The organism is Streptomyces sp. NPDC030862 (assembly GCF_055571835.1).
In genome coordinates this window covers 272,457-298,041 of sequence record NZ_JBVIEN010000009.1, presented here as the reverse complement: position 1 = coordinate 298,041, position 25,585 = coordinate 272,457, and the positions used below count along the sequence as shown (strand labels likewise).

The following is a 25,585-nucleotide window of genomic DNA, read 5'->3' as shown; positions in this document are numbered from 1 at the left end:
GTTTACGCGGCTGCGACCAGCTCCGTCACCGTGATCCGGTCCAGAAGCTCCTGGTACGTCCGGGGGTCGTACTCGCCGGCGGCCGGGGCCCGCACGGTCGCCGTCGCCAGCGCCACCGCGCGGCGCAGGCGCTCCGGCCAGGCCTCGCCCTCGACCAGCGCGGACAGCAGCCCGGCGACCGCCGAGTCGCCCGCGCCCGTCGGGTTGCCCTTCACCGGCGCGGGCGGCGCCGCCCGCCAGGTGCCGTCGGGGGTCACCGCGAGCAGCCCGTCCGGGCCGAGCGAGGTGGCCACGGCGTGGGCGCCCCGGCGGCGGGCGTCGCGGGTGGCGGGCAGCGGCTCGCGGGCGCCGGTGAGGTGCGCGAGCTCGTCGGCGTTGGGCTTGGCGATGTCGGGGCGGGCGGCGATGCCCCGGCGCAGCGGCTCGCCGCTGGTGTCGAGCAGCACGGGTACGCCGGCGGCGCGGGCGCGGCGGATCAGCTCCGCGTACGCGCCGACGCGCACCCCGGGCGGCAGGCTGCCGCACAGGGCGACGGCGCTCGCCCCGCCGACGAGGGCGTCGTACGAGGAGAGGAACGCCGACCACTCGGCGGGGGAGACGACGGGGCCGGGTTCGTTGAGCTGCGTGGTGTCGCCGGTGGAGGCGTCGACGACGGCGACCGTGCGGCGCGTGGCGCCCGCGATCGGTACGAGTGCGTCGCGCACGCCGGGCAGCGGGGCGAGCAGGCCGCGGACGACCTCGCCGGTGGTGCCGCCGGCGAAGCCGGTGACCACCGTCTCGTGGCCGAGCGAGGCGAGGACGCGGGCGACGTTGAGGCCCTTGCCGCCGGGGCGTTCGGTGACGTCGGTGACGCGGTGGGACGACCTCGGCACCAGGGCGCCGACGGTGTAGGTGAGGTCGAGGGCGGTGTTGAGGGTGACCGTGAGGATCATGTGGTGGCGCACCCCCAGCCCAGTCGTCTTCGGCGTCTTCCGGGCCCTGATCATGCCAAACGCGGGGCGGTTGGCCTAGGGCCAATCTTGCCGCTCAGGCCGGCGCCCCGCGTCGGCACGGGCCGGAATCAGGCCAGCTGGGGCTCGATCACCCAGGCGCCCTTGCGCATCACGCCCTTGAGCGTGAAGTCGGCGTCCAGGACGACCAGGTCCGCGTCCTTGCCCGGCTCCAGCGAGCCGACCTTGTCGTACAGGCCGAGCAGCTTCGCCGGGTTGGCGGAGAGCGCCTGGACGATCGACTCGACGGGCAGCCCGTCGACCGTCGCGGCCCGTCTGAAGGCGGTGTCGAGGGTGAGCGTGGAGCCCGCGATCGAGCCGCCCTCCACCAGCCGGGCCACGCCGTCGCGCACCTCGACCTCCAGCGGCCCGAGGTGGTAGACGCCGTCGCCGAAGCCCGCCGCGTCCATCGCGTCGGTGATGAACGCGACCCGCGCCGCGCCCGCGTGATGGAACGCCAGCTCCAGCGCCGCCGGGTGCAGGTGCGTGCCGTCGTTGATGAGCTCGACGGTGACCCGCTCGTCCTCCAGCAGCGCGGCGATGGGGCCGGGGGCGCGGTGGCCGAGCGGCGGCATGGCGTTGAACAGGTGCGTGGCGACGGTGGCGCCCGCCTCGATGGCCTCGACGGTCTGCTCGTACGTGGCGTCCGTGTGCCCGATGGCGGCGATGACGCCGTGCTCGGCGAGCAGGCGTACGGAGTCGATGCCGCCGGGCAGTTCGGTGGCGAGGGTGACCATCTTGGCGTGGCCGCGCCCGGCGTCGACGAGCTTGCGCACCTCGGCCGGGTCCGGGTGGCGCAGCAGCTCCTCGCTGTGGGCGCCCTTGCGGCAGGGGGAGATGAAGGGGCCCTCGAAGTGGATGCCGGCGATGTCGCCCTGCTCGGCGAGTTCGGACAGCTCGCCCGCGCGGTGCGCGAGGAAGTCCATGTCGCCGGTGACGGTGGAGGCGACGAGGGTGGTGGTGCCGTGCAGCCGGTGCGTGTGGACGCCCTGGAGGACCTCCTCGACCGTGCCGGAGGTGAAGGACGCGCCGCCGCCGCCGTGGTTGTGCAGGTCGACGAAGCCGGGGACGACCCAGTGCCCGGCGAGGTCCACGGCCGGGACGCCGTCGGGTACGTGGGCGGGCTCGGCGATCCGGCCGTTCTCGACGATCACCCGCCCGCTGTCGACGGTCCCGGTCGGCAGCACCACGCGGGCGCCGGCGAGAACAGTGCGATCGGCCATCAGGCGGGTACCTCCGAGTCAGGGGCGGGGTCCGTGGAGAGCAGATCCCAGGCGAGGAGGCCCGCGCCCAGGCATCCGGCGGTGTCCCCGAGGGCCGCCGGCACGATGGCGGGCAGCTTCTGGAACGTGACCCGCTCCTCGACGGCCGCCCTCAGGGGTGTGAACAACGTTTCCCCGGCCTCGGCGAGACCGCCACCGATGATGAGCGTGCGGGGGTCCAGCAGGGTGAGCGCCGTGACCAGCCCGTCGGCGAGCGCGTCGATCGCCTCGCGCCAGACGCGTACGGCCCGCTCGTCGCCCGACTCGACGGCCTTGGCGCAGTCCGCCGCGTCCGCGGCCGGGTCGCCGCAGGCCGCCGCCCAGGCCCGGCTGACGGCGGCGGCCGAGGCGACGGCCTCCAGGCAGCCGCGCTGGCCGCAGCCGCAGGCGGGGCCGCCGGGACGGACGACGATGTGGCCGAGCTCGCCGGCGTGGCCGTGGGCGCCGGCCTCGATGGTGCCGCCGATGCCGATGGCGCCCGCGATGCCGGTGCCCAGCGGGACGAAGAGGAACCGGTCGGTGCCCTGCCCCCCTCCGACGCGGCCCTCGGCGAGCCCGCCGGTGCGGACGTCGTGGTCGAGGGCGACGGGCAGCCCGCCGAGCCGCTCGGCCAGCAGGGTGCGGAGCGGGACGTCGCGCCAGCCCAGGTTGGCGGAGTAGACGGCGACGCCGTGGTCGCGGTCGACGATGCCGGGGACGGCGACACCGACGGCCACGGCGCCGGTGCCGTACCGCTCGCGGCCGTGGGCGTGCAGGTCCGCGGCGAAGCCGAGGATGGACTCCACGACCGCGTCGGGGCCGCGCTCCCGGCCGGTCGCGCGGCGCTCCTCGTACAGCAGCGCCCCGTCGGCTCCGACCAGGGCGGCCTTCATGCCGGTGCCGCCCACATCGAGGGCGATGACGTGTCGTCTCACGGAGACAGTGTGGCTCGTGAACCCGTGAAAGGTCTAGTCCACTCCCGTGGATTGTTGTCAGCGCATACAAAACGCTTTCCGTACGACCCTGCCTACGGCTACGGGGTCAGGATCACGCTCCGCGTGAGGTTGCGCGGCCGGTCCGGGTCGTACCCCTTCGCCTCCGCCAGCGCCACCGCCAGCCGCTGCGCCCGGATCAGGTCCGCCATCGGGTCCGCCGTCGCGTGCGCGTGCAGCGTGCCCCCCACCCGCGCCACCTCGGCCGCCAGGCCCTCCGGCAGCGCGCCGAAGACCCACGCGACCCGCCCCGGACCGGTGATCGCGATGGGGCCGTGGCGGTACTCCATCGCCGGGTACGCCTCCGTCCACGCGCCCGCCGCCTCGCGCATCTTCAGCCCCGCCTCCAGCGCCAGCCCGTACGCCCAGCCCCGGCCCAGGAACGTCCACTGCTCCGCCGCGAGCACCGCCTCCGGCAGCGGCTCCGTCACCGCCAGCTCCGCGTCCACCGCCGCCTCGCCGACCGGCTTCACACCCGGTACGTCACCGAGCCCCGCCCGCAGGAACGCCAGCGCCGTCGTCGCGAACCGCGTCTGGACCACCGACTCCTCGTCCGCCCAGTCCAGCACCGCCACCGCGTCCGCCGCCTCCATGACCGGCGTCTTGGGGTCGGCGGTCAGCGCCAGCGTCGCCACCCCGCGCCCGCGCAGCTCGTCCAGCAGCCGCAGCACCTCGGTCGTCGTCCCGGAGCGGGTGATCGCCACGACCCGGTCGTACGCGCGCGAGGACGGGAACTCCGAGGCCGCGAAGGCGTCCGTCTCGCCGTGTCCCGCCGCCTCCCGCAGCGCCGCGTACGCGATCGCCATGAACCACGACGTGCCGCACCCGGTCACGGCGACCCGCTCGCCGGGGCGCGGGAGCCCCTCCGCGAACGACGCGGCGGCCTCGGCGGCGCGGCGCCAGCAGGCCGGCTGGGTGGCAATCTCTGCTGCGGTACGGGACATGCGAGGGACTCCTACGGCGTTCGTACGCGTACAGGTCCCTGCCGGTCTAGCAGACCGGAGTTGTGGAAGCGATACCCAGTGGTGTAGACCTCATCCCCTCGGTAGGTGAATGAAGGTGGGACAAGGCTGTGCAGCGACGCCGCTCTCTGGGACTGACCGCGGCGGTGGCCGCACTCGGCATGACGGCGAGCCTGTCCGCCTGCGGGGCGGGTGACTCCGAGGGCGTCACCCTCAAGCTGGTCGCCGCCGACTACGGAAGCAACGAGTCCAACACGTCGAAGGCGTACTGGGACAACGTTGCCAAGGAGTTCGAGAAGACCCACCCGCACATCAAGATCGATGTGAAGGTGCTGTCCTGGAAGGACGTCGACCGCGAGGTCGCCGAGATGGTGAACCGCGGCGAGGCGCCCGACCTCGCGCAGATCGGCGCGTACGCCGACTACGCCAAGCAGGGCAAGCTCTACAAGGCGGAGGAACTGCTCTCCGTCCCCACCCAGGCCGACTTCCTGCCGCTGCTGGCCCGCGCCGGCGAGGTCGACCGGGTGCAGTACGGCATGCCGTTCGCCGCCAGCACGCGGCTGCTCTTCTTCAACGAGGGCCTCTTCGACAAGGCGGGCGTCAAGCCGCCGAAGACCTGGGCCGACCTCGCGGCGGCCGCCGCCAAGCTGAAGGACGAGGGCGTGAAGTACCCCTTCGCGCTGCCGCTGGGCTCCGAGGAGGCCCAGGCCGAGACCATGCAGTGGATGCTCAGCGGGGGCGGCGGCTACCGCGACGACAGCGGCGGTTCGTACGAGATCGACTCCGTCGACAACGTCAAGACCTTCACGTGGCTCAAGAACGAGCTCGTCGGCCCCGGCCTGACCGGCCCCGTCGCGCCCGGCAAGCTCGACCGGCAGCAGGCGTTCGACGCCTTCACGCGCGGCGAGGTCGGCATGCTCAACGGGCACCCGACGCTGATGCAGACGGCCGAGAAGGCGGGCGTGAAGGTCGGCACGGTGCCGCTGCCGGGCGCCGACGGCAGGGCCAAGGCGTCGATGGGCGTCGCCGACTGGATGATGGCCTTCAAGCAGAACGGCCACCGGCGGGAGGCCGGCGCGTTCCTGGACTTCGTCTACCAGGACAAGAACGTGCTGGAGTTCTCCGACCGGTACGACATCCTCCCGGTCACCGTCACCGCGAACAGCGCGATGGCCGCCGACCCCGAGCACGCGGACCTGAAGCCGTTCCTGGACGCGCTGCCCACGTCGGAGCTGTACCCGGTGGGCGAGACGTCGTGGGCGAAGGTCAGCGAGAGCGTCAAGCGCACCATCGGCCAGGCGGTGGCGCCGGACGGGGACCCGGAGGCGGTGCTGCAGGGGATAGCGAAGGCGGCGACGGACGCGGAAGCGGCCGAGTAGCCCGAGTCGCTATGTTCTTCATATGACCGCCGACCTCAGTGCTCGTGATCAGGCCGTCCTGGCCATGGAGCGCCGCTCGTGGCCGGGCCCCGGCGTGAAGGAGCGGGCGATCAGGGAGCAGCTGGGCCTGTCGCCGACGCGCTACTACCAGCTGCTCAACGCGCTCCTCGACGACCCGAGGGCGCTGCGGCACGACCCCGTGACGGTCAACCGGCTGCGGCGGGTGCGGGCGGCGCGGGAGGCCCGGCGGTAGGTGTGTCCACCGGCGCCGGTGGATAGGTTTCCGCTCATGGGCACCGAACAGAACGCATTGCCGCGCCCCACCACCAGCGCCGGCCGCGAGGGCCTCGACTCCTTCCTGGCCCATCCGGAGCGGGCGGTCATCGGCCTCGACTTCGACGGCACCCTCGCCGAGATCGTCGACGACCCCGAGCAGGCGCGCGCCCACCCCGGCGCGGTCGCCGCCCTCGCGGCGCTGGCGCCGCACGTCGCGTCCATCGCCGTGATCACCGGCCGCCCGGCGGGCGTGGCGGTACGGTACGGCGGCTTCGCCGGCGTACCGGGCCTGGAACACCTCGTCGTCCTCGGCCACTACGGCGCCGAGCGCTGGGACGCCGTGACGGGCACGGTCCGCGCGGCCCCGGAGCACCCGGGCGTCGCGGCGGTCCGCGCGGAGCTGCCGGGCGTCCTGGACCGCGCGGGCGCCTGGCGCGGCACCTGGACGGAGGAGAAGGGCCGCGCGGTCGCGGTCCACACCCGCCGCGCGGAGGACCCGCAGGCCGCCTTCGACGCCCTGCGCGAGCCCCTCGCCGACCTCGCCACCCGCCACGGCCTGGTCCTGGAGCCCGGCCGCCTGGTCCTGGAGCTGCGGCCCCCGGGCATGGACAAGGGCGTCGCCCTCACGGACCACGTCCGCGCCACCGGCGCCACGACGGTCCTGTACGCCGGTGACGACCTCGGCGACCTCCCCGCCTTCGCGGCCGTCGAGAAACTCCGCTCCGACGGCACCCCGGGCCTCCTCATCTGCAGCGCCAGCGCCGAGGTCCCCGACCTCGCCACCCGCGCGGACCTGGCGGTCCCGGGCCCGCCGGCGGTGGTGGACCTCCTGCAGTCGCTGGCGCGTCAGGTGTCCGGGCGCTGAGGGCCTTTCCCCCACCCCTCCCCCTACGCCCTGGCGGGCGCGGGGGGACCCCCACTTCCCGTAACTGGGGGCTGCGCCCCCAGACCCCCGGGGTCGGGTTAGCGGGGCTGCGCCCCGCACCCCCTACGGCGGCAGCTTCGCGCCGCCCCTGCACATCCGTGCGGCGGCGGCGAGACGAGAGCTGGGGCCCCGTGCCTGGGGCGGCAGCTTTGCGCCGCGCCCGCTGTGGCAGCGGGCCGGCTGTGCGGGCTGGACCCCGCACCCCCTGGGGCGGCAGCTTCGCGCCGCGCCCGCTGTGGCAGCGGGCCGGCTGTGCGGGCTGCGCCCCGCACCCCTGGGGCGGCGGCTTCGCGCCGCGAAGCGGGCGCGCCCAAGGGGGGTGGGGGCGTCAGCCCCCACATACACGACACCCCCGGGTCCGGGGCAGAGCCCCGGTTACGGGAAGTGGGGGTCCCCCCGCGCCCGCCAGGGCGTAGGGGGAGGGGTGGGGGACCAGGCCCCTAGCCCAGCTCCCGCAGCGCGTGCAGCTGGTCCAGGAACCACTGGTGGGGCGGGAGCGCCGTCGCCGCGGAGGCGAGGCGCTTCGTGCGTTCGTCGCGTTCCGCCGTCGGCATCGTCAGGGCCTCGTGGAGCGCCTCGGCCGTGCCGGTCACGTCGTAGGGGTTCACGGTGATCGCCTCGTCGCGCAGCTCCTCGTACGCGCCCGCCTCCCGCGACAGCACCAGCGCACAGCCCCGGTCGGAGACGACGGGGACCTCCTTGGCGACGAGGTTCATGCCGTCGCGGATGGGGTTGACGAGGGCCACGTCCGCGAGGCGGTAGGCGGCCAGCGAGCGGGCGAAGTCGTCCTCGACGTGGAGGATGACGGGGGTCCAGCCGTCGCGGCCGTACTCCGCGTTGATCTCGTCCGCCAGCTGCGACACCCGCGCCGTGTACTCGCGGTACACGGGCAGGTCCTGCCGGGAGGGGTAGGCGAAGGCGAGGTGGACCACCCGCTCGTGCCACTCCGGGCGCTGTTCCAGGAGGGCGCGGTACGCCAGCAGGCCGCGCACGATGTTCTTGGAGAGCTCCGTGCGGTCCACGCGGACGATCACGCGCCGGTCCGCCCCGCCGATCTGCTCCCGCAGCGCCGCCATCCGGTCGTCCACGTCCGCCCGCCGCGACCGCTCGCGCAGGAAGTCCGCGTCCGCGCCCAGGCCGTGCACCCCCAGGTACGTCCGCCGCCGCTGGTGGCCCGGGATGCGGTACTCGAAGCTCGGCTCCTGGTCCCGGGGCCAGTACGCCATCCCGTCGTAGTGCCCGAGCACCGCCTGGCAGCAGTCCTGGAAGGCGCGCCGCCACCGCGAGGTGAGGAAGCCGAGGCGGTCCGCGCCCAGCATGCCGAGCAGCAGCTCCTCGGCGATGTCGTCCGGCAGCATCCGGAAGTACTCCGGCGGCGCCCACGGCGTGTGGGAGAAGTGCCCGATCCGCAGGTCGGGGCGGAGCTCGCGCAGCATGCCGGGGGCGAGGGCCAGGTGGTAGTCCTGGATGATCACCGTCGCGTCCCGGTCCGCCTCCGCCGCCAGCGCCGCCGCGAAGGCCCGGTTGTAGAGCCGGTACGCGTCCCACTGGCGCCGGAACTCCGCGTCGTACACGGGCTCCAGCGGCGTCTGGTACAGCATGTGGTGCACGAACCACAGCACCGAGTTCGCGATGCCGTTGTACGCCGCCGAGTGCGTCGCCGCGTCGATGTCGAGCATCCGCACACCGGGCTCGGAGATCCCGCGCCGCACCGCCTCCCGGTCGCCGTCGCCCAGCGCCGCGCACACCCACAGCGCCCCCGCGTCCGGCCCGATCGCGGACAGGCCCGAGACCAGCCCGCCCCCGCCGCGCCGGGCGTCGAGCGTGCCGTCCGCACGCGGCACGTAGCTGACCGGACCTCTGTTCGAAGCAACGAGAATCTGGGGCGCCATGGAGACGAACCTAGCCCGTAGCCGAAACGCTCAAACGTACGCCCGTCACGCCACGCGCCGCCGCCGTGTGTACTCCGCCACACTCGCCATCGGCGGCCGCTCCTCCGTGTCCACCGCGTGCGTCCGCGGCACGAACCCCGTCTCCCCCCGGTCGAACTGCGTCAGCCGCGGCCGCACCAGGTGCCCCCGCGACAGCCGCAGCTGCGCCGTCCGGTAGATCGCCGCCGCCATCCGCCCCAGCGCCCGGTCGTCCTGGTGCCGGTGCTTGCGCACGCCCACGTCCACCTGCGCCAGCGCGTCGAGCCCCACCGTGTGCAGCGCGTCCACCAGCAGGCCCAGCTCCACCCCGTACCCCACCGGGAACGGCAGCCGCTCCAGCAGCGAGCGCCGCGCCGCGTACTCGCCGCCCAGCGGCTGGACGAACCCGGCCAGCTGCGGCCAGTGCAGGTTCAGCAGCGGCCGCGCCACCAGCTCCGTCACCCGCCCGCCCTGGCCGACGGCACCGCCCAGCGGCCGGTCGTACATCGCCTTCACGAACTGCACGGACGGGTCGGTCAGCAGCGGCCCCACGATCCCGGACACGAAGTCCGCCGAGAAGTCGACCAGATCCGCGTCGACGAAGCACACGATGTCGCCGCTCGTCACGAACAGCGACCGCCACAGCACCTCGCCCTTGCCGGGCAGCGCCGGTATCCGGGGGAGTATCGCGTCCCGGTGCTCCACCCGCGCCCCGGCCGCGCGCGCCACCTCCGCCGTACGGTCGGTCGAGCCCGAGTCGATCACCACCAGCTCGTCCACCAGCGGCACGGCGCCGGACATCAGCTCGCGGCGGATCACTGTGACGATCTCGCCGACCGTCGCCTCCTCGTTGAGCGCCGGCAGGACGACACTGACGGTCGTACCGCGGGTCGCCCCGCGTTTCGCCGCGAGCAGCCGGTCGAGCGGTCGCTCCGCAACGGACCAGGACCGCCGGTCCAGCCAGCGCTCCACCTCTTCCAGCACGTGATCTCCATCTCGCGTATCGGACGACCATCTCAAGCGTCCAGGGGTTCGGTTACAGTCTTGAACAACGCGGATGACCGTCACCTGTCGGGTCCCCCGCGCACACAATCGAATACCGCTCATCCAGAGGGGCAGAGGGATACGGCCCGTTGAAGCCCCGGCAACCCTCCAGTCGGCACTCGCACATCTGCGCAACGCGAGGCCCCGGCTAGGGAAGGTGCCAAATCCGTCTCATGGCGAAGTGCGCCATGAGGAAGATGAGGAGAAAGGGCCTCGCCTCCATGGCTGTACAGACCGTCGCCACCCCGGACGCCACCCAGAACGTCGACCTCGGGCCCGCCTCCGCCCTCTCCTGTCGCGAATGCGGTGAGCGCTTCCCCCTCGGCCCCCTCTTCGCCTGCGAGCAGTGTTTCGGGCCGCTCGAGATCGCGTACGACCTGCCGAGCGGCGACCCCGAGGCCCTGCGCAAGCGGATCGAGGCCGGGCCCGCCAACATCTGGCGGTACGCGCCCCTGCTGCCCGTCCCCGCCGACGTCGCGGACAAGCCGAACCTGAACCCGGGCTGGACCAAGCTCGTCCAGGCCGACAACCTGGGCCGCGAGCTCGGCGTCGAGCCGGGCAAGCTCTTCGTCAAGGACGACTCCGGCAACCCCACGCACTCCTTCAAGGACCGCGTCGTCGCCCAAGCCCTGGAGGCCGCCCGCGCCTTCGGCTTCACCACCCTGTCCTGCTCCTCCACCGGCAACCTGGCGGGCGCGGTCGGCGCCGCCGCCGCCCGGGCCGGCTTCCGCTCCTGTGTGTTCATCCCGCACGACCTGGAGCAGGGCAAGGTCGTCATGGCCGCGGTGTACGGCGGTGACCTGGTCGGCATCGAGGGCAACTACGACGACGTCAACCGCTTCTGCTCCGAGCTCATCGGCGACCCGCTCGGCGAGGGCTGGGGCTTCGTGAACGTCAACCTCCGCCCGTACTACGCGGAGGGCTCGAAGACGCTCGCGTACGAGATCTGCGAGCAGCTCGGCTGGCGGCTGCCCGACCAGCTCGTCATCCCGATCGCGTCCGGATCGCAGCTGACGAAGATCGACAAGGGGCTGCAGGAGCTCATCAAGCTGGGCCTGGTCGAGGACAAGCCGTACAAGATCTTCGGCGCCCAGGCGGAGGGCTGCTCCCCGGTGTCGGCCGCCTTCAAGGCCGGCCACGACGTCGTACGCCCCCAGAAGCCGAACACCATCGCCAAGTCGCTCGCCATCGGCAACCCCGCCGACGGCCCGTACGTCCTGGACATCGCCCGCCGCACCGGCGGCGCGGTCGAGGACGTCAACGACGAGCAGGTGGTCGACGCGATCAAGCTGTTGGCCCGTACGGAGGGCATCTTCGCGGAGACGGCGGGCGGTGTGACCGTGGGCGTGACGAAGAAGCTCATCGAGGCTGGTGTGCTGGACCCGTCCCTCACCACGGTCGTGCTCAACACGGGCGACGGCCTGAAGACCCTCGACGCCGTGGCCGCCACCTCGCAGGCGACCGCCACGATCCGCCCGAGCCTGGACGCGTTCCGCGACGCCGGCCTGGCCTGACCCGACCTGAGCTCGTACTGAAAGGCATCACGACATGAGCGTCAACGTGCGCATCCCCACCATCCTCCGCACGTACACGGGCGGCCAGGCCGAGGTCCCGGCGGAGGGCGCGACCCTCGCCGAGGTCATCGAGTCGCTGGAGAAGAACCACCCGGGCATCGCCGCCCGCGTCCTGGACGACCAGGGCAAGCTGCGCCGCTTCGTCAACGTGTACGTGAACGACGACGACGTCCGCTTCGAGCAGGGTCTGGAGACCGCCACGCCGGACGGCGCGGGCGTGTCGATCATTCCCGCCGTGGCCGGCGGTTGCTAGCCCAGGGATAGCGCTTTCCGGAATTGCCCCCTCCGCACACGGTGCGCAGGGGGCATTTCCGCATGGTTGAGCGCGGTAGAGTTGGGGAAGCCCCCGCCGCCGGTCATGTCACGCGCATATGAATTCACGCCCCGGCGCGACAAGATGCAGTCAAAGTACCCGTGCCTGATGCGCCGAATGTGCGCTTTGCCGGGCCCGACTTGCCCAGGATTCTGGCGAATTCCGCCTACTTTTCCGTTCACGCATGCTCGGAATTCTCGTCCGATTGACCTGTTGCAGACGGCAGTTGGACAGATACATTCAGCGGCGGTCGACGCGTTCCGGCGCACACCCGTTCCTGTCAGCGGGTGAGGTCTGACCCGGGTCCGCGAAGTGCGGTCCTGTGCAAGGGCCAGTAATAGGGGAGTTAGGCATGGCTCAGGGCACCGTCAAGTGGTTCAACGCGGAGAAGGGGTACGGCTTCATCGCGGTCGACGGTGGTGCGGATGTATTCGTCCACTACAGCGCGATCCAGATGGACGGCTACCGCACCCTGGAGGAAGGTCAGCGAGTCGAGTTCGAGATCTCGCAGGGCCAGAAGGGTCCGCAGGCGGACATGGTCAAGCTCGCCGGCTAGCGGCAGACGCGTTTCGGCCAGCGACTTTCACAGTGGTGCCGAGGGGCCCGCATCCGCACAGGATGCGGGCCCCTCGCGCGTGCGCGCACGCGTACACGCGGAGGGGATCGAGGGCTCTCGATCCCTGGGAGATCCGTGGGAGGAGCTTGCACTCGAAGGGGTCGAGTGCTAATCATTGGCGTTAGCACTCTGAAGGTGAGAGTGACAACGAAGGACCGAGTCGGTGAGGTCCGCAGGCCGGTGGGGCAAGGAACCACAGGGGCATGCAGGCCGTCCGTCGCGGGCGCCAGCGCGGTCCGGAGCATCCACCCCAGTCCGGGAGGACCACTTCACATGGCCAAGATCATCGCGTTCGACGAGGAGGCACGGCGCGGCCTCGAGCGCGGCATGAACCAGCTCGCCGACGCCGTCAAGGTGACCCTGGGCCCCAAGGGTCGCAACGTCGTCCTCGAGAAGAAGTGGGGCGCCCCCACGATCACCAACGATGGTGTCTCCATCGCCAAGGAGATCGAGCTCGAGGACCCGTACGAGAAGATCGGCGCCGAGCTGGTCAAGGAAGTCGCCAAGAAGACGGACGACGTCGCCGGTGACGGTACGACCACCGCGACCGTCCTCGCCCAGGCGCTCGTCCGCGAGGGTCTGCGCAACGTCGCCGCCGGCGCCAACCCGATGGCCCTGAAGCGCGGCATCGAGAAGGCCGTCGAGGCCGTCTCCGGTGCGCTGCTCGACCAGGCGAAGGAGGTCGAGACGAAGGAGCAGATCGCCTCCACCGCCTCCATCTCCGCCGCCGACACGCAGATCGGCGAGCTCATCGCCGAGGCGATGGACAAGGTCGGCAAGGAAGGCGTCATCACCGTCGAGGAGTCCCAGACCTTCGGTCTGGAGCTGGAGCTCACCGAGGGTATGCGCTTCGACAAGGGCTACATCTCGGCGTACTTCGCCACCGACATGGAGCGTATGGAGGCCTCTCTGGAGGACCCGTACATCCTGATCGTCAACTCCAAGATCTCCTCCGTGAAGGACCTCCTCCCGCTGCTGGAGAAGGTCATGCAGTCGGGCAAGCCGCTGCTGATCATCGCCGAGGACGTCGAGGGCGAGGCCCTGTCGACGCTGGTCGTCAACAAGATCCGCGGCACCTTCAAGTCCGTCGCCGTCAAGGCCCCGGGCTTCGGCGACCGCCGCAAGGCCATGCTGAACGACATCGCCATCCTCACCGGCGGCACGGTCATCTCCGAGGAGGTCGGCCTCAAGCTGGAGAACGCCGGTCTCGACCTGCTGGGCCGCGCCCGCAAGGTGGTCATCACCAAGGACGAGACCACGATCGTCGACGGTGCCGGTGACAGCGAGCAGGTCCAGGGCCGCGTCAACCAGATCCGCGCCGAGATCGAGAACTCCGACTCGGACTACGACCGCGAGAAGCTCCAGGAGCGCCTGGCGAAGCTGGCCGGCGGCGTGGCCGTCATCAAGGCCGGTGCCGCCACCGAGGTCGAGCTCAAGGAGCGCAAGCACCGCATCGAGGACGCCGTTCGCAACGCGAAGGCGGCCGTCGAGGAGGGCATCGTCGCCGGTGGTGGCGTGGCCCTGATCCAGGCCTCCTCCGTCTTCGAGAAGCTGGAGCTGGAGGGCGACGAGGCGACCGGTGCCAACATCGTGCGCCTGGCCCTGGAGGCCCCGCTGAAGCAGATCGCCGTCAACGGTGGTCTCGAGGGCGGCGTCATCGTCGAGAAGGTGCGCAACCTGCCCGTCGGCCACGGCCTGAACGCCGCGACCGGTGAGTACGTCGACATGATCGCCGAGGGCATCATCGACCCCGCCAAGGTGACCCGTTCCGCTCTGCAGAACGCGGCCTCCATCGCGGCGCTGTTCCTCACCACCGAGGCCGTCGTCGCCGACAAGCCGGAGAAGGCGTCCGCCCCGGCCGGTGGCGGCATGCCGGGCGGTGACATGGACTTCTGATCCCTCGCGGATCGGTAAGCCCGGTTACGGAACCGAGGGCGGCACTCCCACACGTGGGGGTGCCGCCCTCGGGCGTTGGTACGGCGCTACGGCGCGGAGCGGGGATGAGCCCCGGGCCGTCACACCCGTCACGCCCATGCCCCGTCACCCCATGCCCCGCCCTCCGGGCGGCCTACCTGGCGGCCTGGTGGCCCAAGCGCGATCCCAGCAGGTCGTACGGCAGGTACCCGGACCGGACACCGAGGTCCCACCCGTGGACCTGGACGGCGAGGCAGGCCAGGGCGAGGGTGCCGAGGGGGAGGAGGGACCGGGGCGCGGGATCACCGGCATCGGCCTCGACGCTCTCCCGGTACGCGACCAGCCGGGCGACGAGGGCGTCCTCGAAGGCGTCCTGGTCGTCGTCGAGGAGGACACGGAGCAGCCGCTGGTCCGCGCTCAGTCCGTCGCCGACCTCGTCGAGCCGCCGGGCCGCCTCCGCGCGCTCCCCGGCGTCGGGCTTGCGCAGCGGAACCGCCGGCCAGTCGCGGGGCAGATGCCCGGCCGCCTCGGTGAGATAGGGGCACAGGGCGTCCATGGCGGCGAGGTCGGCGGGATCGGAGACGGAGGTGTACCGGTTGTAGGGCACGCCGTCACGGATGGCGGGCGCGTAGTCGCCGCGCAGCAGCAGCCCGGTGACCCGCTCCTCCCGCAGATACCCGCTGACGACACACGTCTCGAACATGTCGAGCCAGGACCGCGCGGTGGGCGCCTCCCTGACGACGTCCCGGAAGGTGATGGGCCCGTCCCCGAACTCGTCGTCGGCCGGGTCCGTACTGATCCGTTCCCCGATGAGCGAGAACTGGAGGTCCTGGTCCCCCTCCGGGAAGCACATGATGCTCAGCACTCCGTGCAGACACTCCGCGGCGGTGACGGCGACCCTGCCGGCCGCGGCGTCGAGCCCCGGCTCCGTCACCGCTCGCGCGGCGACATGGTCGAGCAGTTCATCCGCCATGGCCCGGATCAGCGCCGGCGAGATGCTGCCGTACCGCAGGGAGTGCCACCGCGTGTAGGCCCGCCCGTGGATATCGTCGAGCGCCTCGGCCAACCGCTGCTCGCCGACCTGATGGCATGCCACTTCCCGCACGTTCCCCGCCCCTTCATGAACTTCACGACTAAGCGGAGCACGTTATCAACAGGCACTGACAGCACTGGAGCGTCTTCTTTCGGGTCACCTCGCCGACCAGAGGCAGACGGCGGCGATGACCGGCACGTGTGCGTCAAGGGGTTGCTCCCCTGACGCGACCGGGCCGAGGTGCACTATGGTGCGCCGATGTCATCGATCAAGAAGTTCCAAGTCACCTTCGACTGCGCGGAACCCGCGCGCGTCGCCCGCTTCTGGTGCGAGGTGCTGGGGTACGTCGTATCGGCGCCGCCGGAAGCGGACGAGTGGTCCGCCTGCGTGGATCCCTCGGGGGTGGGCCCGCGGCTGTACTTCCAGCGCGTTCCCGAGGGCAAGGCCGTCAAGAACCGCGTGCACCTCGATGTGCGGGCCGGCACCGGGCTCGTGGGGGAGGAGCGCCTCGCCGCCCTTGAGGCCGAGTGCGCACGGCTGGTCGCGCTCGGCGCGGTCCACGTGCGGACGCTGCCCGCCGACGACGAGAACGAGTCGTGCGTCCTGATGCAGGACATCGAGGGCAACGAGTTCTGTCTCGACTGAGCGTCCGAGAGGACGGCCCGCGGGCTGGGACGGCCTACGGGCTGAAGACGAGGCCCACGCCCGCGAGCACCCCCGCCGCAAGCGAGCACAGCGCGATCCGCTGCCCCTCCCGTAGGTAGCGGGCGCGGGCCCTCCGCTCCTTGCGGATGGTCTTGGCCGTCCCCATGTGCAGCCGCTTCGGGAACTGCGGGTGGTGCACGAACGCGTACGTCTCGCCCACCATGTGCGCGGGCCCGACCGTCGCACCCTGCTCGTGCCGTACGTACGTCCCACCGGGCCCTTCGAACTCGTACACCGCGTGTGCGTACCGCCCCTTGCCGAACGGCACCAGACTCACCAGACGTGCCTGCACCTCGATGCCGGTTTCGTCGAGCTCCGTCATCTTCTTCAGCACCGTCCGCTCGCCCTTGACGCACATCAGACCGAACATGAGGCCTGGCGCGGACGCGATCGCGAAGCATATGAGCACTGCGTTCACCAAGTTCACACAGCGGACCGTACGGCACCCTCGGCCCTGCCGTAAGCCCCGCAGTCCCTTCACCGCGCGGTCGAAGGCAGCTTACGATCACGCCCATGTCGATCCCATCGCCCATACCCATCCTCCGGGGCAACCGGGGAACCGAGCTCCGCTGCGAGGGCGAGGATCTACTGCTGCGTCGCTCCGACGAAGAACTGCGCATCCCCTTCGCGGCGATCGCCCGGGTGCGTGCCGAACGGCGCGACGTGACCGTCGAGCTGACCGCCCCGGCCGGTGCCGAGCCGACCGCCTACCGGGTCGAGGACGTGAGCGCGGCCGCTGCGACCGTCTTCGCCGACGCCGTGACCGACGTACTGCCCGAACGTCCCGCCGGTGAAGAGCCGGTCGACGGCTCCGCCCTGGTCACCGTCCGCAGCCTCCGTGCCGCAGCGGACGGCGAAGGGGACGCGACGCCGTACGAAGAGCCGCCCCTTGTGGGGCGGGCCGCCCTGGCCCCCGGCGCCGTCCTGGTGGTTCTCTCCGTGACCGTCTGGGTCGCCGGCGGCCACGTGGGCCGTGCCATCGCGACGCTGCTCCTCGGCTCCGTCGGAGCCTGGCTGGGCTTCCACGCGTGCAGGATGCTGTGGGACGCCTGGGACTCCTGGTACCTGCCCCGCTACGGCATCACCGTGGAATTCACGCAGGTCATCCTCGAAGGCGAGGCCGTCTTCGCCTTCACGGACAGCAGCGGAGCGATACACCGCGTCGGCCGCAACGTCCTGTGGTGCACCACAGGCCAAGCCGCCTACCACCCGCGCAACCCCCAGCGCGCCGTGGCCGGCCGGGGCTGGCGCGGCATCGTCCCGCATCTCGCCCTCGGCCTGTTCGTGGCCGCCCTCGCCACCGCCGTCGGCTACGGCACGCTCGCCCTCGCCCTCCCCGCCTTCAACGGTTAGGCCGTACGTTCCAGGCCGGGCCCGCTCAGCCCGCGTAGTCCTTGAGCTCCTCCGTCGCGAGGGTGATGCCGACGGGGTCGGGGAGCTCGACGGTGTCGCCGTACTTGTACGGGACCTGCTTCTGGTAGGTCCCGTGCGACGGCTCGCTGTGGACGACCAGGGTGTCGGAGTCCCGGTCGACGAGGAGGAAGACGGGGATGCCCGCCTGGGCGTATCCGGCGCCTTTCTCCTTGCGGTCGCGGAGGTCGGTGTCGGAGTCGTGCGAGGTGACTTCCACGGTCATGAGGACGCCTGACGGGTCCGCCCATTCGCCGTGCCCGGCGAAGTACCGCCTGGGCGCGAGGGCGCCGTCGGGCCGGGCCCGGCCCTTCCGGTAACCCTCGACCACGAGGCCCCGCTCGGGGTAGAGCCTGAGGTCGGGGCGGTGATGCATGCACTGCTCCAGAAGCCACATGATCATTTCGTCGTGGTCGCCGTCGGGCGCGGGCTTGACCTTCAGCTTTCCGTTGATGAATTCGAGCGTGACGGTGTCCGGGGCCCGGCGGGCGAGCTGCTCGAACTCCTCGACGGACATCTGCGGGCGCTCTGCGGTGCCAGGGGCCATGGTGTCGCCTCCTCCCCTACAGAGTGCCCCGCCTCTGGTGCGGGTGAGCTGAACTGTCATGCATGGCTCCTTTCGGGTCGCAGACCGGCCGCCGCCTTCGCCACCGCCGCGCGGGCGTGGACGCGGGCGGCCGGCAGGGGCGCCGTGGGCCGTTCGGGCACCGCCTCGCCCCGGCAGGGGCCGCATTCGCCGTCGCGGAGGGCCTCCGGGCGGGCCGGGTCGCCGCAGCGGGCGCACTCCAGGATGCGCAGCGGTGGCCGGTACGGCTCCGTGCGCGGCGGCGGGATCTTGGTCGTCAGGCGGGTCCGGGCCAGCGCCAGCGGGCGGTGGACGGTCTCCGGGAGCCCGGCCGTCAGGGCGATCCGCACCTGCTTATCGGTCGCCCCGCGCTCGAACCACTCGTCCACCAGCGGCGCCAGCACCGCGCACTCCCCGGCGGACAGCGACATCATCGGCACCTCGTGCCCCAGGGCCGCCAGCAGGACGTACGCCCGCGAGAGCGTCTGCCGCCGCGGCTTGTCCTCCGGTACGTCCCCCCGCTGGAACGCCGCCCACCAGGCGTCGTCCCGCGCCGTCCGCGACCACCACGTGCGCGTCACCCACTGCTGGGGGCCGTCGCCGAGCGTGTGCTCCCGTCCCCGCCGCAGGTGACCGGCGCGTACGAGGTTGTTGAGCGCCGTCCGCAGCGCGCACTGCCCGTACGCCGGGAGCACCTTCGCCAGCGTCTTCACGGAGATGTCCGCGCCGTCCGTCAACCTGTCGATGTACCCGGCGATGGACGCCTCGCGCGGCGGCAGGTGCGCGAAGTCACTGCTCGTCGGCGGTTTCTGGCCAGGCGCGGAACGCTTGCCGTAGCCGGGGCTCGCGAGGGGGTGCGCGGCGACACTAAGCTCTTCGTCATCCATGGGATCGGGCCTTTGCGATCTCGATGGCTAGACCCCCGCAGGTGTTTCCAGGCACCTTGCGGGGGTTGTTCGTTATGCGGGCACGCTAGAGCGTCGATACGCAGCGTGGCAAATCGACTCCGCACGGTCAACGCGCCGGGTGGGCGGGCGGATTCACGACCAGACCCATGAACCCAATCCTGTGAAGAAAGCTCGGATCTCGGGGCTTGAGCCCCGGGCCTACGCTGGAGATATGGCCGTCGACGTCCTGTCGGAGATCGTGATCGACGCGCCGTGCGACCTGGTCGCCGGGTACGCCGCCGATCCCTCGAACGCGCCCGAGTGGTACGCCAACATCGTCTCTGTTGAATGGCGGACCCCGCCGCCCCCGACCGCCGTCGAGGTCGGCTCCCTCGTCACCTTCATCGCGCGCTTCATGGGGCGGCGCTGGGTCTATACGTACGAGATCACGGAGTACGAGCCCGACCGGCGCCTCGTCATGCGCGCCACCGAGGGACCGCACGACATGGAGACCACCTACACCTGGGAGCCGTACGGCCCCGACGGCACCCGCACCCGCATGACCCTCCGCAACCGCGGCGGCCCCGGCCACCGCTTCGCCGAGCCCGCGGTGCGGTACGCCAACCGCAAGGACCTCCGGAACCTGAAGGCCCTGATGGAGTGGCGGATGGACCCCGACGCCTGAACGGTGCCGGGGTCCCTCTTCTACTGCTTGATGTCCGCTACGAACGCGGACCAGGCCGCCGCCCGGAACACGAGCTTCGGGCCGTGGGGGTTCTTGGAGTCGCGGACGGGGACGATGTCGGGGTTGCCGTCAGCAACTTCGAGGCAGTCGCCGCCGCTGCCGCCGCTGTGCGTGGACTTGCGCCAGGTGGCCACTTCCAGGCAGTCACCGCCGCTGGCGTCGCTGTAGCTCGACTTGCGCCACTCAAGAATGTCGATCTTCATGGGCGTAATCCTCCGCCACTGATTCGATCAGGGCCAGGGATTCTTTTGGTGATAGTGCACTGGCCCCGACCAGATCGTAAGTCAGTTCGTAGTGGCGGACGGTGTCCGGGTCATCCTCCAATCGTCCGGTGCCCAGCGCCTGGAGGTAGGCGAGAGGTGGGGCGTCGTCGAAGGACATCAGCTTGAGCGAGCCTCCGAGCGCCATGTGCGCGCCCGCCGAGAACGGAACCACTTGCACGATGATGCGGTGGCGTCGCGCGAACTCCGCGACGTACCGCAGGGCTTCCGCCATCACCGCAGGGCCGCCGACCTCACGGCGTAGCACCGCCTCGTCCAAGACCGTCCAGAACACCGGCTTTGTTGGATCGTCGAGCACATGGGCGCGGTCGAGTCGGGCTTCGGTCAGGTTGTCGATCGCCTCCTCGGGAGCGATCGGGTGCCCACCGCGGAACATCGCCCTCGCGTACGCCTCCGTCTGCAGCAACCCCGGGATCAGTTGCGGCGCGTACTCCTTGATGGCCACCGCCAGCGCTTCCGCCTTCGCCGCCTCCGCGAAGTGGTCCGGGTACTTCGACTTGCTCGCCGCCCCGCAGTTGCGGGCGAAGAAGCCGTTCGTACCCAGGATCTCGTCGAGCCGGACCGCCATCTCCGGTGTAATCCGCCGGATGCCCAGCTCCAGCTGGCCGATGAACGACCCGCTCACGAACAGCGCCGCACCCAGTGAGTCCTGGCTGTGACCTGCGGCTTCGCGCAGATGGCGCAGCTCGTTTCCGAGCAGCGCGCGGGGTGAGGAGAACGGATCCAGATCCTTCGGACGGGGCATGTGTCAACTCCCGTTAGCACAGATGGGGTTGTTGAGCCCCATATATGTTCAGGCTAGCCGTAAGTCGACCACTCTGTGTACAGGATCGGAATACTCAGCGTGGAGGTGGCAGGTCATGGAGTTGCGACCGATGGAGCGGCTGCGGGCGGCCGAGGAAGTAGTGGACCAGCTGCGGAGCGAGCTGAAGGAGCTGGGGCTGGTGCTGCCGTCCCTGGGGGTGGACCCGGTCACCGCGTCGAGTGAGGCGCCGTACCCGCTGGTGGATCTGGGGCGCTGCAACCTGGATACGGCCATGAGGCTGGTCGCCGTTCTCCACGAGGTGCGCCGGTGAAGGCGGGGGAGTACGTGATCGACGGCCGGAGCGGGCGCGTCGGTCAGGTGATGGGCCACGTGGGCGGATACGTACAGCTGCGTCCGCCGGGAGGGGGCCGGGAGTGGGACTGTCCTCCCGAGGTGCTGAGCCCGGCGCCGCCCGGGGAGGTGCTGAGAGAGCGGGTGCGGCAGCTCAACCGGCAGATGAGACTGGCGCCCTAGGCGTCAGGGGCGGGCGTTCGCCTTCGCCGCGCGGTTGCGGGTGCGGCGCTTGAGCGCGCGCCGCTCGTCCTCGCTCAGGCCGCCCCATACGCCGCTCTCCTGGCTGTTGTCCATGGCCCACCGCAGGCACGGTTCGCGTACCGGGCAGCTGAGGCAGACGGACTTGGCCGCTTGGGTCTGGAGCATGGCCGGCCCGCTGGTCCCGATCGGGAAGAACAGGTCGGGGTCTTCGTGCCGGCAGGCGGCGGCGGTACGCCAGTTGTCCATCAGGGGCCTCCCTGGTCGGATTCGGGGTGGTTCGGGGTTTCTCTTCGGGTGACCGCCCTTCTGTCGCTGAAACGGCAGACACGATTCCTCTTCTTTTCTTCTTCTCTTCTTGTCTTCTCGTCCGGCTCGCGGCGCGGGCTCAAGTCCCGGTCACCCGGGGGGCGTCGGCGCGGGAGTGAGGGTGGCCTTGTCGAGGCCGAAGAAGTAGGTGGCGAGGAAGCCGGTGACGTAACCGGTGAGGAGGCCGGCCGCGTAGATGGCGACCGTGGTGAGGGAGGCCGGGCCCTGGTCGCCGTTGAGGAGCGGGAACAGCGCCCAGCCGGACGGGCCGATGGCCGTCGAGCCGACCTTGGCGCCGAGCATGCCGCACAGGCCGACGACGCCGCCGCCGAAGGCGCCGCCGATGCAGGCGGTGATGAAGGGGCGGCCCAGGGGGAGCGAGACGCCGTAGATGAGGGGCTCCCCGACGCCGAGGAGACCGGCGGGCATCGCGGACTTGATGGTGCGCCGGAGGTCGGTGCGGTGGCGCAGCCGTACGTATACGGCCGCCGCCGCGCCGACTTGGCCCGCGCCCGCCATGGCGAGGATGGGGAGCAGGACGGTGAAGCCCTGCTGCTCGATGAGGGTGGTGTGGATGGGGATGAGGGCCTGGTGCAGGCCCAGCATGACGAGCGGGAGGAACAGGCCGCCGAGGACGAACCCGGCGGCGGCGCCGGCGTGGGTGAGGAGCCAGTCCGCGAAGGTGCCGATGGCGGTGGAGACCGCGCCCGCGAGCAGCATCAGGCCGAAGAGGGTGACGAGGCCCGCGAGGAGGACGGTGAGGGTGGGGGTCACGAGGACGTCGAGGGCCTCGGGGACGCGGCGGCGGCACCACTTCTCGATGCGGGTCGCCAGCAGCGCGGCGGCCAGCGCGCCGAGGACGCCGCCCTGGCCGGGGGCGAGGGTGTGGCCGAGAACCTCGATCTTCGCCACGCCCGCGTAGACGATGATCGCGGCGACCGCGCCGCCGAGGACCGGGGTGCCGCCGAACTCCTGCGCGGTGTTGATGCCGACGAAGACGGCGATCAGCGCCATGAAGCCGGAGGCGATGGCGGCGAGGGCGGGGGTGAGGGCGGGGAGGAGACCGAGGTTGACCAGCAGGCCGTTGAGGCCGGCGATGATGCCGCAGCCGATGAGCGCCGGGATGAGGGGCACGAAGATCGCGGCGACGCGGCGCAGCAGCAGCTTGAGGGGCGTGGCGTTCCTCGCCTTCTGCGCCTCCTTGATCGCGGCGCCCTGGGCTTGGAGGTCCCGGTCCTGGAGGAGGAGCGCCTCGAACGCGGGGGTGACGCGGTTGACGGTGCCGGGGCCGAGCACGATCTGGTAGCTGTCGCCGTCCTCGACGACGCCGAGGACGGCGGGGTGGGCGCGGATGTCCGTGTCCTGGACGAGGGCGCGGTCGCGGAGGGTGAGGCGGAGGCGGGTCATGCAGTGGGCGACGGAGGTGATGTTGGGGGCGCCGCCGAGGAGGGGGAGGAGGGCGGTGGCGGTCTCGCGGTGCGGGTCGGGCGCGGGGGCGGGTGCGGCTGCGGTCATGCGCGGATGGTGCCAGCGGGCGCGGGCCGTACGGCGCCCGCGCGCCGGTGGCGGGTCGTGCCCACCCGTTCCTCCCCTTGGGACTACGTCACTGGGGTGACGTTCCGGACCCGAGCGTTCCGGGCCCGGGCCGGGAAGCGATCCTCATCGCTGCCACAGGAAGGCGGCCTCGCGGCAGGGGAGGCAGTGGAAGACGTAGCCGCGGCCGCCTCCGCCGAAGTTGGCGGAGGTCGCGAAGTCGGCGCCCTCTTCCAGGTCGGCCGTGAAGGTCATCCGGGTGGCGCAGGAGGGGCAGTCGGGCGTCTCGTCCCCCTGGATCCAGTCGGGTTCGCCGCCCAGCGCTCCCAGGACCGGCTCCGTGGTCGGGACGTCGGCCGGGTGGGGGCGCAGAGCGGTGACCGCGCCGAGCAGCGTCTCGCCCTCGGCGGGGGCGGTGGCCGCCCCGAGGGGACCGTCGAACAGGAAGGCGCGGTTGGCGCCGCTGGTGGCGTCCCAGTCGTCGCACATGCCGGGGTTGTTCTGGCAGAGGAACACCGAGACCACCCCGAATGCGAGGGGCAGGTGGGCGAAGAACAGCATGGCCCCGCCGCACTCGCGGCACATCGGCCACACGAATCCCTCCGGAACGAGGGGCACGCCCCCCGTGCGCAGTTCGGGAGCGTCGGCTACGGCTTCCCCGCCGTGGATGAGCAGCATGTCCACAGACTAGGCACGGCCTCCCGCAGCCCAGGCACCCCCTAGCGTTCCAGTGCCGCGCGGAGGTGGCCGTCCGTCTCCTTGAGCAGGCGGATCGCCGTGTCGGCGTCGACGTCCGCCAGGAGCGTGAGGATCGCGGGCTTCACCTCGCCGTCCGTGGCCGCGAGGGCCGCGTCGATGGCGGGGGCGGGGGCGCCGGTCGCCAGGGCGACGATGCGGTGGGAGCGGGCGCGGAGCTTGTCGTTGGTGGCGCGGACGTCGACCATGAGGTTTCCGTACGTCTTGCCCAGGCGGACCATCGTGATCGTCGAGATCATGTTGAGGACGAGCTTCTGGGCGGTGCCCGCCTTCAGGCGGGTGGAGCCCGTCACGAACTCGGGGCCGACGACGACCTCGATGGCGTGGTCGGCTGCGTCCGCGAGCGCGCTGCCCGGGTTGCAGGCGAGGCCGATCGTCAGGGCCCCCGCCGTACGGGCGTGTTCCACCGCGCCGAGGGCGTACGGCGTACGGCCCGAGGCGGAGACACCGACCACCGTGTCGTCGGCGCGCAGCCGCAGGGCCGTGAGGTCCTCGGCGGCCAGGTCCCGCGAGTCCTCGGCGCCCTCGACGGCCTCCGTCATCGCCGCGCGGCCGCCCGCGATGAGGCCGACGACCTGGCCGGGGGCGGTGTTGAAGGTGGGCGGGCACTCGCTGGCGTCGAGCACGCCGAGGCGGCCGGCCGTGCCGGCGCCCGCGTAGATCAGGCGGCCGCCGCGGGCCATGCGGGCGGCGGTGGCGTCGATGGCGGCGGCGATCCGGGGGAGCTGGGTGGCGACGGCGGCCGGTACGGACTGGTCCTCGGCGTTCATGAGGCGGGCGATCTCGACGGTGGGGAGCCGGTCGACGTCCGCGAGGTCGGGGCGGAAGGCTTCCGTGGTGAGGGTGGCGAGCTCGGAGGGGTTCATGCGGGCGTGCTCTTTCGCTCTTTCGGCCGGTCGGTTCGGTCCGCCGGTCAGCGGGTGCGGGGGGTGTGGCGGTGCGCGAGCGCCTCGTACGACGCGGAGAGGGCGGGAGCGGCCGTCTCGTACGTACGCTGCGTGACGCCCGTGAAGAGGCAGTCCACGACGAGCAGTTGGCTCGTGCGCGACGACATGGCGGCGGGGCGCAGCTCGCTCTCGCGGGCCGTCGAGGTGGTGAGTATGTGGTCGGCGTACTGCGAGACCGGGCCGTCCGGGCGGCCGGTGATGGCGACGGTGGTGGCGCCCCGGTCGAAGGCGACGCGGAGCGGTTCTATGACGTCGCCGGTGGAACCCGAGTGGGTGATGGCGATGGCGACATCACCGGAACGGAGCTGGACGGCGTTGGTGACGGCGAGGTGCGGGTCGCTGTGCGCGTGCGCGACGAGCCCGATGCGCAACAGCTTCTGGGCCAGGTCCTGGGCGACGAGCCCGGAGGCGCCGACGCCGTAGATGTCGGTGCGGCGGGCGGTGGCCAGCGCGGTGACGGCGGCGCCGAGCTGGACGGTGTCGAGGTTCGCGGCGGTGTCGGCGAGGGTCTGCTGCTCGTCGTACGCGAGCTTCGCGACGACGTCGGCGAGGGGGTCGTCGACGGCGATGTCGGCGGTGACGGAGGGGCCCCGGCCGGACTGCTGCTGGGCGGCGAGCCCGGCGAGCGCGAGGCGCAGGTCGCGGTAGCCGGGGTAGCCGAGGAGGCGGGCGGTGCGCACGACGGTGGCTTCGCTGGTGCCGGTGAGCTCGGCGAGGCCGGTGACGGTGAGGGCGGCGCACCCGGCGGGGTCTGCGGCGACGGCTTCGGCGACGCGCTGCATGGAGCGGGTCATGGAGGGGGCGAGGGTGCGGACCTTGGCGGCGAGGGCGGCGGGGGCGGGGGCGACCGCAGCGGGGGCCGGGGCGGCCGGAATGGCGGGGCTCGCCGTGGGTGCCGTGGGGGCGGCGGGAGCGGGGGCGGGAGCTGCGGGGATGGCGGCGGTGAAACTTTCCTTCACGTGGCGGGTCACGCCATGAAAGG

General features: G+C 71.9%; 28 protein-coding genes and 1 riboswitch. Of the genes, 11 read left to right on the top strand and 17 right to left on the bottom strand.

Annotated features, from left to right (window positions below; translation table 11 throughout):
• Positions 1-2: 2 nt before the first annotated feature.
• The 4 genes from ACZ42X_RS24855 to ACZ42X_RS24840 all read right to left on the bottom strand — a co-directional run bounded on the left by ACZ42X_RS24855 (position 3) and on the right by ACZ42X_RS24840 (position 4,166).
• Positions 3-932: a 1-phosphofructokinase family hexose kinase gene (locus ACZ42X_RS24855; RefSeq protein WP_468294122.1), complete on the bottom strand. Its 930-nt coding sequence runs from the start codon at positions 930-932 to the stop codon at positions 3-5.
• A 128-nt stretch (positions 933-1,060) separates the two neighbouring features.
• Complete coding sequence (gene nagA / locus ACZ42X_RS24850; RefSeq protein ID WP_468294120.1) at positions 1,061-2,212, bottom strand: N-acetylglucosamine-6-phosphate deacetylase; 1,152 nt, start codon at positions 2,210-2,212, stop codon at positions 1,061-1,063.
• A complete protein-coding gene (locus ACZ42X_RS24845; protein ID WP_468294432.1) occupies positions 2,212-3,123 on the bottom strand; it encodes an ROK family protein in 912 nt (303 codons plus the stop codon). Before ACZ42X_RS24845 ends, nagA begins: the two co-directional genes overlap by 1 nt.
• Before the next feature lie 140 nt (positions 3,124-3,263).
• Entirely contained in the window at positions 3,264-4,166 is a 903-nt protein-coding gene (locus ACZ42X_RS24840) for an SIS domain-containing protein (protein WP_468294117.1), read from the bottom strand.
• A 179-nt stretch (positions 4,167-4,345) separates the two neighbouring features.
• Here ACZ42X_RS24840 and ACZ42X_RS24835 point away from each other — a divergent pair, with 179 nt between their 5' ends.
• Genes ACZ42X_RS24835 through otsB form a run of 3 tightly spaced genes read left to right on the top strand, consistent with a single transcriptional unit; the run spans position 4,346 to position 6,704 of the window.
• On the top strand, positions 4,346-5,563 hold the full coding sequence (locus ACZ42X_RS24835) for an extracellular solute-binding protein (RefSeq protein ID WP_468294429.1): 1,218 nt from the start codon (positions 4,346-4,348) through the stop codon (positions 5,561-5,563).
• Positions 5,564-5,585: 22 nt separating this feature from the next.
• Positions 5,586-5,816: a DUF3263 domain-containing protein gene (locus ACZ42X_RS24830; RefSeq protein WP_361417252.1), complete on the top strand. Its 231-nt coding sequence runs from the start codon at positions 5,586-5,588 to the stop codon at positions 5,814-5,816.
• Positions 5,817-5,852: 36 nt separating this feature from the next.
• A complete protein-coding gene (gene otsB, locus ACZ42X_RS24825) occupies positions 5,853-6,704 on the top strand; it encodes a trehalose-phosphatase (protein ID WP_468294114.1) in 852 nt (283 codons plus the stop codon).
• Positions 6,705-7,204: 500 nt separating this feature from the next.
• Here the strand turns inward: otsB and ACZ42X_RS24820 are convergent, their stop codons facing one another.
• Positions 7,205-8,656 (bottom strand): alpha,alpha-trehalose-phosphate synthase (UDP-forming), encoded by a 1,452-nt coding sequence (locus ACZ42X_RS24820; protein WP_468294110.1) that lies wholly within the window; start codon positions 8,654-8,656, stop codon positions 7,205-7,207.
• A 45-nt stretch (positions 8,657-8,701) separates the two neighbouring features.
• Positions 8,702-9,658 (bottom strand): glucosyl-3-phosphoglycerate synthase, encoded by a 957-nt coding sequence (locus tag ACZ42X_RS24815; protein WP_468294107.1) that lies wholly within the window; start codon positions 9,656-9,658, stop codon positions 8,702-8,704.
• Positions 9,659-9,774: 116 nt separating this feature from the next.
• A riboswitch (SAM riboswitch) is annotated at positions 9,775-9,922 on the top strand.
• Between ACZ42X_RS24815 and thrC the strand changes: the two genes are divergently transcribed.
• The 4 genes from thrC (at position 9,916) to groL (ending at position 14,117) form a co-directional block, all read left to right on the top strand.
• Complete coding sequence (thrC, locus tag ACZ42X_RS24810) at positions 9,916-11,232, top strand: threonine synthase (protein WP_468294427.1); 1,317 nt, start codon at positions 9,916-9,918, stop codon at positions 11,230-11,232. (Overlaps the previous riboswitch by 7 nt.)
• A 34-nt stretch (positions 11,233-11,266) precedes the next feature.
• Entirely contained in the window at positions 11,267-11,545 is a 279-nt protein-coding gene (locus tag ACZ42X_RS24805; RefSeq protein ID WP_355355584.1) for a ubiquitin-like small modifier protein 1, read from the top strand.
• Positions 11,546-11,957: 412 nt separating this feature from the next.
• Positions 11,958-12,161, top strand: a complete 204-nt coding sequence (locus ACZ42X_RS24800; protein WP_031073244.1) for a cold-shock protein — start codon at positions 11,958-11,960, stop codon at positions 12,159-12,161.
• A gap of 333 nt (positions 12,162-12,494) precedes the next feature.
• Complete coding sequence (groL, locus tag ACZ42X_RS24795) at positions 12,495-14,117, top strand: chaperonin GroEL (RefSeq protein WP_355355581.1); 1,623 nt, start codon at positions 12,495-12,497, stop codon at positions 14,115-14,117.
• A gap of 172 nt (positions 14,118-14,289) precedes the next feature.
• On the opposite strand, the gene ACZ42X_RS24790 is transcribed toward groL, so the two are convergent.
• Positions 14,290-15,240 (bottom strand): immunity 49 family protein, encoded by a 951-nt coding sequence (locus tag ACZ42X_RS24790; protein ID WP_468294104.1) that lies wholly within the window; start codon positions 15,238-15,240, stop codon positions 14,290-14,292.
• 186 nt (positions 15,241-15,426) lie between these two features.
• On the opposite strand from ACZ42X_RS24790, the gene ACZ42X_RS24785 reads away from it, so the two are divergent.
• Positions 15,427-15,813: a VOC family protein gene (locus ACZ42X_RS24785; protein WP_468294101.1), complete on the top strand. Its 387-nt coding sequence runs from the start codon at positions 15,427-15,429 to the stop codon at positions 15,811-15,813.
• A gap of 34 nt (positions 15,814-15,847) precedes the next feature.
• Here the strand turns inward: ACZ42X_RS24785 and ACZ42X_RS24780 are convergent, their stop codons facing one another.
• On the bottom strand, positions 15,848-16,231 hold the full coding sequence (locus tag ACZ42X_RS24780; protein WP_468294098.1) for a hypothetical protein: 384 nt from the start codon (positions 16,229-16,231) through the stop codon (positions 15,848-15,850).
• Positions 16,232-16,386: 155 nt separating this feature from the next.
• On the opposite strand from ACZ42X_RS24780, the gene ACZ42X_RS24775 reads away from it, so the two are divergent.
• Positions 16,387-17,226, top strand: a complete 840-nt coding sequence (locus tag ACZ42X_RS24775) for a hypothetical protein (protein WP_468294095.1) — start codon at positions 16,387-16,389, stop codon at positions 17,224-17,226.
• A gap of 25 nt (positions 17,227-17,251) precedes the next feature.
• On the opposite strand, the gene ACZ42X_RS24770 is transcribed toward ACZ42X_RS24775, so the two are convergent.
• Complete coding sequence (locus ACZ42X_RS24770; protein ID WP_468294092.1) at positions 17,252-17,830, bottom strand: Uma2 family endonuclease; 579 nt, start codon at positions 17,828-17,830, stop codon at positions 17,252-17,254.
• 56 nt (positions 17,831-17,886) lie between these two features.
• Positions 17,887-18,735, bottom strand: coding sequence for a hypothetical protein (locus ACZ42X_RS24765; RefSeq protein ID WP_468294089.1), 849 nt, complete (start codon positions 18,733-18,735; stop codon positions 17,887-17,889).
• 232 nt (positions 18,736-18,967) lie between these two features.
• Between ACZ42X_RS24765 and ACZ42X_RS24760 the strand changes: the two genes are divergently transcribed.
• Positions 18,968-19,420, top strand: coding sequence for an SRPBCC family protein (locus tag ACZ42X_RS24760; protein WP_468294086.1), 453 nt, complete (start codon positions 18,968-18,970; stop codon positions 19,418-19,420).
• Positions 19,421-19,440: 20 nt separating this feature from the next.
• Here ACZ42X_RS24760 and ACZ42X_RS24755 read toward each other — a convergent pair whose 3' ends face one another.
• Positions 19,441-19,683 (bottom strand): DUF397 domain-containing protein, encoded by a 243-nt coding sequence (locus ACZ42X_RS24755; RefSeq protein WP_468294084.1) that lies wholly within the window; start codon positions 19,681-19,683, stop codon positions 19,441-19,443.
• Positions 19,664-20,506 carry a helix-turn-helix domain-containing protein gene (locus tag ACZ42X_RS24750; RefSeq protein ID WP_468294081.1) on the bottom strand — a complete coding sequence of 281 codons (843 nt, stop codon included), beginning with the start codon at positions 20,504-20,506 and terminating at the stop codon, positions 19,664-19,666. The genes ACZ42X_RS24755 and ACZ42X_RS24750 overlap by 20 nt, the downstream gene beginning before the upstream one ends.
• 115 nt (positions 20,507-20,621) lie before the next feature.
• Here ACZ42X_RS24750 and ACZ42X_RS24745 point away from each other — a divergent pair, with 115 nt between their 5' ends.
• Positions 20,622-20,837 carry a hypothetical protein gene (locus ACZ42X_RS24745; RefSeq protein WP_361417303.1) on the top strand — a complete coding sequence of 72 codons (216 nt, stop codon included), beginning with the start codon at positions 20,622-20,624 and terminating at the stop codon, positions 20,835-20,837.
• 206 nt (positions 20,838-21,043) lie between these two features.
• Here ACZ42X_RS24745 and ACZ42X_RS24740 read toward each other — a convergent pair whose 3' ends face one another.
• From ACZ42X_RS24740 to ACZ42X_RS24720, 5 genes are all read right to left on the bottom strand, one after another.
• Complete coding sequence (locus ACZ42X_RS24740; protein ID WP_468294078.1) at positions 21,044-21,307, bottom strand: WhiB family transcriptional regulator; 264 nt, start codon at positions 21,305-21,307, stop codon at positions 21,044-21,046.
• Positions 21,308-21,457: 150 nt separating this feature from the next.
• On the bottom strand, positions 21,458-22,882 hold the full coding sequence (locus tag ACZ42X_RS24735; protein WP_468294075.1) for a PTS transporter subunit EIIC: 1,425 nt from the start codon (positions 22,880-22,882) through the stop codon (positions 21,458-21,460).
• A 144-nt stretch (positions 22,883-23,026) separates the two neighbouring features.
• Complete coding sequence (locus ACZ42X_RS24730; RefSeq protein WP_468294072.1) at positions 23,027-23,578, bottom strand: YwqG family protein; 552 nt, start codon at positions 23,576-23,578, stop codon at positions 23,027-23,029.
• A 41-nt stretch (positions 23,579-23,619) separates the two neighbouring features.
• Complete coding sequence (gene murQ, locus ACZ42X_RS24725) at positions 23,620-24,522, bottom strand: N-acetylmuramic acid 6-phosphate etherase (protein ID WP_468294070.1); 903 nt, start codon at positions 24,520-24,522, stop codon at positions 23,620-23,622.
• Between the two features lie 47 nt (positions 24,523-24,569).
• The gene (locus ACZ42X_RS24720; RefSeq protein WP_468294067.1) at positions 24,570-25,574 is read right to left on the bottom strand and encodes a MurR/RpiR family transcriptional regulator; all 1,005 of its coding nucleotides are present in this window, start codon (positions 25,572-25,574) and stop codon (positions 24,570-24,572) included.
• Positions 25,575-25,585: the final 11 nt, after the last annotated feature.